The organism is Janibacter sp. CFPM2_SD2, from assembly GCF_057364645.1.
Genome location: NZ_JBNFOF010000126.1, coordinates 1 through 9,289, shown reverse-complemented (window position 1 = coordinate 9,289; position 9,289 = coordinate 1). Strand labels below are relative to the sequence as shown.

11 protein-coding genes and 2 pseudogenes are annotated in these 9,289 nt (G+C 72.5%); 5 read left to right on the top strand and 8 right to left on the bottom strand.

What is annotated here, in order from left to right:
• Positions 1-544 (top strand): annotated as a pseudogene (locus AC2W7J_RS12060) (hypothetical protein); the annotation flags it as partial.
• Positions 545-562: 18 nt separating this feature from the next.
• Here the strand turns inward: AC2W7J_RS12060 and AC2W7J_RS12055 are convergent.
• From AC2W7J_RS12055 to AC2W7J_RS12040, 4 genes are read right to left on the bottom strand one after another with little or no spacing between them, the layout of a single operon-like run.
• Entirely contained in the window at positions 563-994 is a 432-nt protein-coding gene (locus AC2W7J_RS12055) for a type II toxin-antitoxin system VapC family toxin (RefSeq protein ID WP_255183924.1), read from the bottom strand.
• Positions 991-1,260 (bottom strand): FitA-like ribbon-helix-helix domain-containing protein, encoded by a 270-nt coding sequence (locus AC2W7J_RS12050; RefSeq protein ID WP_255183925.1) that lies wholly within the window; start codon positions 1,258-1,260, stop codon positions 991-993. Before AC2W7J_RS12050 ends, AC2W7J_RS12055 begins: the two co-directional genes overlap by 4 nt.
• Before the next feature lie 24 nt (positions 1,261-1,284).
• On the bottom strand, positions 1,285-2,109 hold the full coding sequence (locus AC2W7J_RS12045; RefSeq protein WP_485982663.1) for an LD-carboxypeptidase: 825 nt from the start codon (positions 2,107-2,109) through the stop codon (positions 1,285-1,287).
• Positions 2,054-2,320: a hypothetical protein gene (locus AC2W7J_RS12040; RefSeq protein WP_485982661.1), complete on the bottom strand. Its 267-nt coding sequence runs from the start codon at positions 2,318-2,320 to the stop codon at positions 2,054-2,056. Before AC2W7J_RS12040 ends, AC2W7J_RS12045 begins: the two co-directional genes overlap by 56 nt.
• A gap of 50 nt (positions 2,321-2,370) precedes the next feature.
• Between AC2W7J_RS12040 and AC2W7J_RS12035 the strand changes: the two genes are divergently transcribed.
• The gene (locus AC2W7J_RS12035) at positions 2,371-3,003 is read left to right on the top strand and encodes an HAD family hydrolase (protein ID WP_485982659.1); all 633 of its coding nucleotides are present in this window, start codon (positions 2,371-2,373) and stop codon (positions 3,001-3,003) included.
• Between the two features lie 90 nt (positions 3,004-3,093).
• On the opposite strand, the gene AC2W7J_RS12030 is transcribed toward AC2W7J_RS12035, so the two are convergent.
• The 4 genes from AC2W7J_RS12030 to clpS are packed head-to-tail and all read right to left on the bottom strand — an operon-like array spanning position 3,094 to position 5,649.
• Positions 3,094-3,861: an MBL fold metallo-hydrolase gene (locus AC2W7J_RS12030; RefSeq protein ID WP_485982657.1), complete on the bottom strand. Its 768-nt coding sequence runs from the start codon at positions 3,859-3,861 to the stop codon at positions 3,094-3,096.
• Positions 3,858-4,679, bottom strand: coding sequence for a glutamate racemase (murI, locus tag AC2W7J_RS12025; protein ID WP_255183929.1), 822 nt, complete (start codon positions 4,677-4,679; stop codon positions 3,858-3,860). The genes AC2W7J_RS12030 and murI overlap by 4 nt, the downstream gene beginning before the upstream one ends.
• Entirely contained in the window at positions 4,676-5,359 is a 684-nt protein-coding gene (locus tag AC2W7J_RS12020) for a DUF2017 family protein (protein WP_485982655.1), read from the bottom strand. The genes murI and AC2W7J_RS12020 overlap by 4 nt, the downstream gene beginning before the upstream one ends.
• Positions 5,359-5,649, bottom strand: coding sequence for an ATP-dependent Clp protease adapter ClpS (gene clpS / locus AC2W7J_RS12015; protein ID WP_072625094.1), 291 nt, complete (start codon positions 5,647-5,649; stop codon positions 5,359-5,361). Before clpS ends, AC2W7J_RS12020 begins: the two co-directional genes overlap by 1 nt.
• Positions 5,650-5,664: 15 nt before the next feature.
• Between clpS and AC2W7J_RS12010 the strand changes: the two genes are divergently transcribed.
• The 3 genes and pseudogenes from AC2W7J_RS12010 to AC2W7J_RS12000 all read left to right on the top strand — a co-directional run.
• Positions 5,665-6,987, top strand: coding sequence for a nicotinate phosphoribosyltransferase (locus AC2W7J_RS12010; protein WP_485982653.1), 1,323 nt, complete (start codon positions 5,665-5,667; stop codon positions 6,985-6,987).
• Positions 6,988-7,088: 101 nt separating this feature from the next.
• Positions 7,089-8,444: an MFS transporter gene (locus AC2W7J_RS12005; RefSeq protein WP_255183932.1), complete on the top strand. Its 1,356-nt coding sequence runs from the start codon at positions 7,089-7,091 to the stop codon at positions 8,442-8,444.
• Positions 8,444-9,289: pseudogene (locus tag AC2W7J_RS12000) on the top strand (molybdopterin oxidoreductase family protein); the annotation flags it as partial. The gene AC2W7J_RS12005 and the pseudogene AC2W7J_RS12000, both read left to right, overlap by 1 nt.

The following is a 9,289-nucleotide window of genomic DNA, read 5'->3' as shown; positions in this document are numbered from 1 at the left end:
CGCGCTCGGCCACTCCCTCGGTGGCCACCTCCTCGCCGCCCACCTCGCCGGCCCGACGCCCGCGGTCGACGCCGCCGTGCTCATCGGGTCGGGGACGCCGCACTGGCGCGCGCAGCAGGGGCTCAAGACCCTCGTGCAGACCCAGCTCGTCGCGGTCGTCTCGCGGCTGTGCGGCTACTGGCCCGGCGTGCGCCTCGGCTTCGGCGGGACGCAGGCGCGGACGCTGATGCGCGAGTGGGCGGCCTTCTCCCGCACCGGGCGTCTGACTCCCGGGGGCCGAGACATCACGGCGGGGCTCGCCGGGCGCTCGCTGCCCTTGCTCGCCGTCGACCTCGACAACGACACCCTCGCTCCGCCGGCCGCCGTCGACGAGCTGGTCGGGCTCTTCGCGAGTGCCGAGGTCGAGCGCTTCACCTTCGCCAAGGCGGCGGGCGACCCGGGCAAGCCTGTCAACCACTACAGCTTCGCCCGCTCCCCCGAGATGATCGGTGAGCGGATCGCCGCCTGGGTCACCGGACGGGTCGGCGAGCGCGCACGACCCTGAGGACCGCAGACGGACCGGTCAGCGAGCCCGGCCTGCCGACCAGGGGTCGATCAGCTCGATGCCGGTACCGGTGAAGTCCTTGGTGTTGCGCGTGGCCAGGGAGGCTCCGTGGGCCCGGCACGTCGCGGCGATGAGTGCGTCCACGGTGCTCACGGGCCGGCCGGACAGCTCTCGGCCGGACATGACATGGGCATAGGCCACGGCCGCCGGCCCGTCGAGAGGGAGGACCCGGTCGTCGCCGAGCCGCTGGAAGAACGCATCGAGCGCGCCCTCCAGCCGCTGCCGCCGAGCACCCGCGGGCATTCGCCCCAGCCCGTGCAGGAGCTCCCCGACGACGACGGCGGGCACGGCGAGGTCGGCGTCGGCGACCGAGGCCGCCCATCTCACGACCTCGGCCTCGGGCTGCAGTCTCATCAGCTCGGAGACGACGTTGGTGTCGACCGCGATCATCCGAAGGCCGGGTCGGTGAAATCGACGCGAGGTGGGTCGGACTCACGTGGGGGCGGCTCCAGGTCGGACTCCATCTCGACCACCACGTCGCCACGACCTGCCCAGTACAGATCCATCAGGGCATTGGGCCGCTGCTGCCGGTGGCCGGCCGCCGCCGTCAGGATCGAGCGGACCTCTGCCTCCATCGAGTGACCGTGCTCCGCCGCCATCAGGCGCAGTCGGTCACGGACGTCGTCATCGAGGTTGCGAACGGTGATCGCTGCCATCGCTATCATCTCCCGCTCTCGATGCTAGCACTCCGGTCGGACGAGCTCCTGGGTGACCCGCTGCGCCTCCGGGCCGACCTCGACCCGGGTGGGGACGCCGAGGACGAGCGGCATCTGCGGCTGCTGGTGCCCCACGTCGGCGTCGAGCACGACCGGCACCCCGAGACCGTCGAGGGCATCGCGCACCGCCTCGTGCTGAGTCAGGGTCGGCGCATCGGGGGCGGGCGTGCGGCCGATGACGACGCCGGCGCACCGGTCGAACCACCCCGCCAGCCGCAGTCCGTGCAGGCAGCGGGCGATCTCGAAGGCATTGCCCTCCGCGGCCTCGAGCAGGACGACGGGCGGCTGCTCCTGCACCTGCGCCCAGGACCACACGTCACCGAAGGCGGTGCCCGCCAGCGGCGAGAGCACCTCGATGCAGCCACCGACGAGCGGTCCGGCGAAGCTGGCCGCCTCCCCCTCGAGCAGCGACCACCGGGTCGGCTCGGTGAGCGTCATCTCGTCGACGCCGGGGTCACCCTCGTAGTCGTCCCAACCCGCGGCGCGGCGGTGCGTGGCGGCGGTCTGGGTGAGCTCGCCGCCCTCGGCGGTCGCCACGTCGAGCCAGTGCAGGTGGCCGGGGGCGGGCGCGTAGGGCGTGTCCATGAGGTTGCTGCCGTGGAGGGTCGCCCACCCGGCGCGCAGGGTGAGCGGCAGCATCGTCGTCGCCGTGTCGGAGAAGCCGACGTACCAGGTCGGGTCGCACTCGGCGAGCAGGTCGAGGTCGAGCCACGGCAGCACGTCGATGCCGGTCTCACCACCCCATGGCGGGATGACCGCGTGGACGTCGGGGTCGACGAGCAGGGCCATGAGCTCGTCGGCGCGGGCTCGCGCGAGCGCTCACGTGGGTGTCGGTCGTGTCGCGCAGGCAGACCCCCTCGACGACCTCGAAGCCGCGCCGCCGCAGACCGGCGATCGCCAGGTCGAGGCGGGGCTGCAGGGTCGGCGGGACCCCGGAGCTGGGTGCGGTGACCGCGATCGTGTCACCGGGGCGAAGGGGGGCGGGCAGGCGCGCGTCCATGCCCCCAGTCCACCAGTGACCGGCCACCGCGTCGAGTTAGATTGCGGCACATGACGCGACGAGCCATCTGCTTCGACCTCGACGGCACGCTCGTCGACTCCCTGCCGGACATCATCGGGAGCATCACGGCCGCGATGGTCGAGCACGGGCTGCCCGACCCGGGCGACCCGCCGGTCCGTGCGCTCGTCGGCCTCCCCCTCGAGGACATGTTCACCGCCCTCGCTCCCGAGGGGGACGTCGCCGCCCTCGCGGCGTCATACCGCCGGATCTACCCGGCCCGCTTCACCCAGCGATCCGCTCCCTTCGTCGACACCATCGAGGTGCTCGAGGCCCTCCGGGCCAAGGGATATCTGCTCGCGGTGACGACGACGAAGCGCAGCGAGATGGCACGCGACCTCGTCACCGCGCTCGGGCTCGCCGACCACCTCGACCACGTGCAAGGCACCGACGGCTTCCCCGCCAAGCCGGCGCCCGACGTCATCAAGCGGGCGCTGTCCGCGCTCGACGCCGAGGGCACGTGGATGGTGGGCGACACGACGCACGACGTGCACGCGGGTGCGGCCGCGGGGCTGCGGACCTTTGCCGTGTGCCGCCCGGAGGCCACCCACGCCCGGGCCACGCTCGCCTCGGCAAACCCCGACCGGCTCGAGGAGTCGCTGCTGCCGCTGCTCGACCTCGTCTGAGCCCGGGAGCGCGTGCACAACAGGTCGTCCTCGTGCACGAAAGGGCCGATGAACGCCGCGACATGCATCAGGACGACCTGTTGTGCACGCTCAGATGTCGTAGGTGGCGTCCGGCCGGGCCAGCTCGACCTCACCCGGCCACACGGCGGCGGCCTCGGCGCGGCAGACCTCGGGGTCGTTCCACGCGGGGATGTGGGTGAGCATGAGGCGCCCCACTCCCCCGGCGGCGACCGCGGCCTCGGCGGCCCGGCGCCCGGTGAGGTGGATGCCGCGGGCCTCGTCGCGCCCCTCGACGAAGGCGGAGTCGACGAGCACGAGATCGGCATCGGCGAAGAGCGGGGTCAGCGCGTCGCAGGAGTCGGTGTCGCCGCTGTAGGCGAGCACCCGACCGTCGGCCTCGACGCGGAAGCCGTAGGCCTCGACGGGGTGGTTGACGAGGAAGGGCCGCACGACGAAGGGCCCGATGTGCGTCGGCACGCTCGTGGAGACGCGGCGGAAGTCGAGGACCCCGGTCATCCCGGCCTCGTCGATGCCCTCGTAGGCCGCGGCGAGTCGCTCGGCCGCGCCCGCGGGGCCGTAGACCGGCAGGCGCTCGGTGAGCGCGCCCTCGGGTCGGTAGGTGCGGGTGACGTACATGCCGGTGAGGTCGATGCAGTGGTCCGGGTGCAGGTGGCTGAGCACGACGGCATCGAGGTCGGCGAGGTCGATGTGCCGTTGCAGGGCGCCGAGCGCGCCGTTGCCCAGGTCGAGCACGATGCGCCAGGTGCGCCCCTCGTGCTCGGCCGTGACGAGATAGCAGGAAGCGGGCGACTCGGGTCCCGCGAAGGACCCGGAGCACCCGACGACGGTGAGCCTCACGACTCTTCCCCCATGTTGCCGAAGACGTCCGCCACCTCGGGTCCGAGGAAGCGACGGGCCAGCGACCGGAAGCGCTCCGGGTCCCCCGTCGTGGTGAACCCGTGCCCCGGAGCCGGCAGCGACTCGGGACGCAGCAGGTCGTGGTCCGCAAGAACACGGTAGACGTCCTTGGCCGTCTCCTCGGCAGATGAGACGAGGGTGACACCCTCGCCCATGACGTAGGACAGGGCGCCGGTGAGCAGCGGGTAGTGGGTGCAGCCGAGGACGAGCGTGTCCACCTCGGCCCGACGAAGGGGGTCGAGGTAGCCGTGGGCGACGTCGAGCACCTCCGGCCCGGACGTCGTGCCGGCCTCGACGAGCTCGACGAAGCGCGGGCAGGGCTGGGAGAAGACCTGCGTGTGCGGCGCGGCGGCGAAGGCATCGAGGTAGGCGCGCGAGCGGTGGGTCCCCTCGGTCGAGATGACCCCGACGCGGTGGTTGCGGGTGGCCAGGACCGCGCGCCGCACGGCCGGGCGGATGACCTCGATGACGGGCACGTCGTAGCGCTCGCGCGCGTCGTGCAGGACGGCTGCGCTCGCGGTGTTGCACGCGATGACGAGCAGCTTGACCCCGTGGTCGACGAGTCGGTCGAGGCACTCGAGGGCGAACTCGCGGGTCTGCGCGATCGGCCTGGGGCCGTAGGGCGCTCGCGCCGTGTCACCGAGGTAGGCGACCGACTCGTGCGGCAGCTGGTCGATGACGGCGCGGGCGACGGTCAGCCCCCCGAAGCCGGAGTCGAAGATGCCGATCGGCTGGGCAGCGGTCGACGGGTCGCTCACTCGCCCTCGTCCTCTGCGTCGTCCTCGTCGTCGGGCAGCAGGAGGTCGACGTCCTCGCCGGTGAGCGCGCGGGTGAGCGACTCCTGCAGCCAGGTGAGGAAGTCGTAGACGCTCAGCGCGAAGATCGCCGGGTCGTCGGAGGGCAGCGACTCGACGAGCTCCTCGAGCCGGGTCGCGTCCTCGTCGGTGCGCAGCCCGAGCCGCTCGCCCATGACGAGCCGCACGTCGGTCAGGGCGACGAGCACGAGGGGCGCCTCGCGGCGGGGCACGACCCACCGCTCGTCCTCGGCCTCCTCGAGCAGCCGCACCGTCGCCGCCAGACCGGCGTGCTTGCGCTGCCGCAGGCCCTGCTCGGTGAAGCGGCGGAACTCCGCCGCCTCCTGCTCGTCCTCGCGGTTGCCCGTCGGGAAGAGCCGGTCGAGCGCCGGGTCACGGTCCTCGTCGAGGCCGAAGGCCCGGTCGGGGACCCCGACGCCCGCAGCACCCTCCTCGGTGTCCGTGGCGAGGTCACCCAGCCCCGAGACGATCGCCTCGAAGGGGTCGGCGTGCTCCCCCTTCGTCACGGAGGCGGGGGCCACGAGGTCCATGACCTGCAGGCACAGGCCGGCAACGACCGCCCGCTCGCTGTCGTCCATGATCGCGACGAGCTCGTCCCCGTCTGCGGCAAAGGCGGTGGCCATCAGGCGTCCTTCTGGAAGGTCGCCCACAGGCCGTAGCCCTGGAGCGCCTCGGTGTCGGCTTCCATCTGCTCCTTGGGGCCGTGCGCGACGACGGCGCGGCCCTTGAGGTGCACGTCCATCATGAGCTTCTCGGCCTGCTGCTTCGGATAGCCGAAGTGCGTCTGGAAGACCCAGGTCACGTACGACATGAGGTTGACGGGGTCGTTCCACACCAACGTGATCCACGGGGTGTCGACGGCCTCGACGACGTCGGGCTCGCTCGTCTGCTGCTCGGCGGGGGCGATGGACACGCCCTCCACCCTAGAGTGGCCGGCGTGACGATCCGACCCAGCACCGCCCTGCTCACCGATCACTACGAGCTGACGATGCTCCAGGCCGCCCTGCGCAGCGGGGCCGCGTCACGGCGCTGCGTCTTCGAGACCTTAGCCCGGCGGCTGCCGAGCGGGCGTCGCTACGGGGTCCTCGCCGGCACGGGTCGCGTGCTCGACGCCATCGAGGACTTCCGCTTCGGGCCGGAGGAGCTGCGGGACCTGCGCGAGCGCCAGGTCGTCGACGAGGACACCCTCGGCTTCCTCGCCGACTACCGCTTCGACGGCGACGTCTGGGGCTATGCCGAGGGCGAGACCTACTTCCCCTACTCCCCCGTGCTCGTCGTCGAGTCCGACTTCGCCCACGGCGTGATCCTCGAGACGGTGATCCTGTCGATCCTCAACCACGACTCCGCCGTGGCCTCGGCCGCGTCGCGGATGACCGGTGCCGCCGGGTCGCGGCCGGTCATCGAGATGGGCAGCCGCCGCACGCACGACGAGGCGGCGGTCGCGGCGGCGCGCGCGGCCTACATCGCCGGATTTTCCTCCACCTCCAACCTCGAGGCAGGGCGGCGGCACGGCGTGCCCACGGGTGGCACCGCGGCGCACGCCTTCACCCTGCTGCACGAGAGCGAGCGGGAGGCCTTCGAGGCGCAGGTGGCGTCGCTGGGTGCCGGCACCACCCTGCTCGTGGACACCTACGACGTGACCGAAGGGGTGAGGACGGCCGTCGAGGTCGCCGGCACCTCCCTCGGCGGCGTGCGTCTCGACTCGGGTGACCTCGTGGTCCAGGCGAGCGAGGTCCGTGAGCAGCTCGACGCGCTGGGCGCGACCGAGACCAAGATCGTCGTCACCTCCGACCTCGACGAGTACGCCATCGCGGCGCTGGCGGCCGCCCCCGTCGACACCTATGGCGTCGGCACGCGCGTGGTCACCGGGTCGGGCCACCCGACGGCGTCGATGGTCTACAAGCTCGTCGCCCGCGAGGACGACGAAGGGCGGATGATCGGCGTCGCCAAGAAGAGCAAGGACAAGCAGTCGGTCGGTGGGCGCAAGTACGCGCTGCGTCGGCGCAACCCGCTCGGCGTCGTCGAGGCCGAGGTCCTCGGCATCGGCGAGCAGCCGGTCGGTGACGCCGACGACCGCGACCTGCTCGTGCGGCTCGTCAAGGGCGGCGAGGTCGTCGGGCGCGAGCACGCGAGCCTCGAGGGCGCGCGTGCCCGGCACGAGGCATCCGTGGCCGAGCTGCCGCGCTCGGCGCACCAGCTGAGCCAGGGTCAGCCCGCGGTGGAGACGGTCTTCCTCACCGACACCCCCTAGGACGTCCCTCACAGCACCCCGCCCCCGGATGTGCGGGCAGGGTAACGCGGGCTTTACGTCCGCAGACCGGGCGCGAAACACGGCCTTGCGAGCCTCCCGGCATGACCACGACGCTGCCCACGAGCACCGCTGACGCCACCGCCCCCGCCGGTCCGATTCGTCGGGCCGGACGGTGGATCGACCAATGGGACCCGGAGGACCGGGGCTTCTGGGAGGGCGGCGCACGTGCAGTAGCCCACCGCAACCTGCGCTGGTCGGTGCTCGCCGAGTTCCTCGGCTTCTGCGTGTGGGCACTGTGGAGCGTCGTCGTCCCGCAGCTGAACGGCGTCGGCTTCGCGCTCACCCTGGACCAGCAGTTCTGGCTCATCGCGGTGCCGAGCCTGATCGGCGCCTTCCTGCGCGTCCCCTACACCTTCATGGTCCCGCTCGTCGGCGGGCGCAACTGGACGATCATCTCGGCGCTGCTGCTCCTGCTGCCCACTCTCTCCCTCGCCTGGGTCGTGGGCCGGCCGGAGACCCCCTTCGCGCTGCTCCTCGGCATCGCCGCACTCGCCGGCTTCGGCGGAGGCAACTTCGCGTCGTCGATGACCAACATCTCCTTCTTCTTCCCCGAGGCGGAGAAGGGGAAGGCGCTGGGGCTCAACGCAGCCGGCGGCAACCTCGGCACCGGCATCGTGCAGCTCGTCGTCCCCGCCGTCATCGCGATCGGCGCCGGGATCCACCTCGAGCGGGCCGGCCTGCTCTTCGTGCCGCTCGTGCTGCTCGCCGCGCTCGGCGCCTGGCGCGGCATGGACAACCTCAGCACCGCGCGGTCCGACCACCGCAGCTGGGCGAAGGCCGCGACCCACCCCCACACGTGGATCATCTCCTTCCTCTACATCGGCACCTTCGGCTCCTTCATCGGCTACTCGGCCGCCTTCCCGACGCTGCTCACGAGCCAGTTCCCCGAGGTGACGACGTCGATCGCCTTCGTCGGCGCGGTCCTCGGTGCCGCGAGCCGGCCGCTCGGCGGGACCATCGCCGACCGACTCGGCGGCGCACGGGTGACCATCGCGGCCTTCGTCGTCATGGGGCTCGCCGCGGGGCTGGCGATCCTCGCCCTCTCCGCGCACTCCTTCGTCCTCTTCCTCCTCGCCTTCCTCGTGCTCTTCACCGGGGCCGGCATCGGCAACGGCGCGACCTATCGGATGATCCCGGCCGTCTTCCGGGCCGGGGTGCGCGACGGCGAGGAGCTCGCCATCGCGCGCCGCAGCGCCGCCGGCTGCATCGGGATCGCCGGTGCGGTCGGTGCCGTCGGCGGCTTCCTCGTACCGCGTGGCTTCGCGATGTCGACGACGGGCTTCGGCTCGCTCGTGCCGGCGATCGGGGTCTTCATCGCGGCCTACGTCCTCATGGCGACGCTCACGTGGGCGGTCTACGTCCGCCGCGGCGCGCGCCTGGCCGACGAGGGCATCTGATGGTCGACAGCCACTGCCCCTACTGCGCGCTGCAGTGCGCGATGAGTCTGGAGCCAGAGGGTGAGCGGGTCGAGGTCACGGCCCGCGACTTCCCGACCAACCGGGGCGGCATGTGCCGCAAGGGGTGGACGTCGGCCGAGGTGCTCCGCGCCCCCGACCGGCTCACCACTCCCCTGGTCCGCGGCTCCGACGGCGAGCTGCACCCGGTCGGCTGGGAGAGGTGCTCGACCTCCTCGCCGGCCGGCTCCGTGAGATCGCGGCCGAGCACGGACCCGACGCGGTGGCCGTCTTCGGAGGTGGCGGGCTGACGAACGAGAAGGCCTACCAGCTCGGCAAGTTCGCCCGGATCGCCCTGCGCACCAAGCACATCGACTACAACGGCCGCTTCTGCATGGCATCGGCGGCGGCTGCCGCCAACCGGTCGCTCGGCATGGACCGGGGCATGCCCTTCCCCATCACCGACCTGGACACCTCCGGCGCGATCCTGCTCCTCGGCAGCAACGTCGCCGAGACGATGCCTCCCTTCGTCGGGCACCTCGCGGGAGCCCGCGCCGCCGGTGGCTCGTCGTCGCGACCCGCGCGGTCGGCCACGGCCGACCTCACCGACGACGGGCAGGGCGTCCACCTGCAGCCCGTCCCCGGGACCGACCTCGTCGTGCTCCAGGCGCTGCTGCACGTCGTCCTCGCCGAGTCGCTCGCCGACGAGACCTACCTCGCCGAGCGGACGAGCGGGCTCGACCGACGTCGCCCGCTCGGTCGCCTCGTGGTGGCCTGAGCGGGGCCGAGCAGGTCTGCGGGGGTCCCGGCCGACGACCTGCGGGGCCACCGCCCCGGCTGCTCGCGGC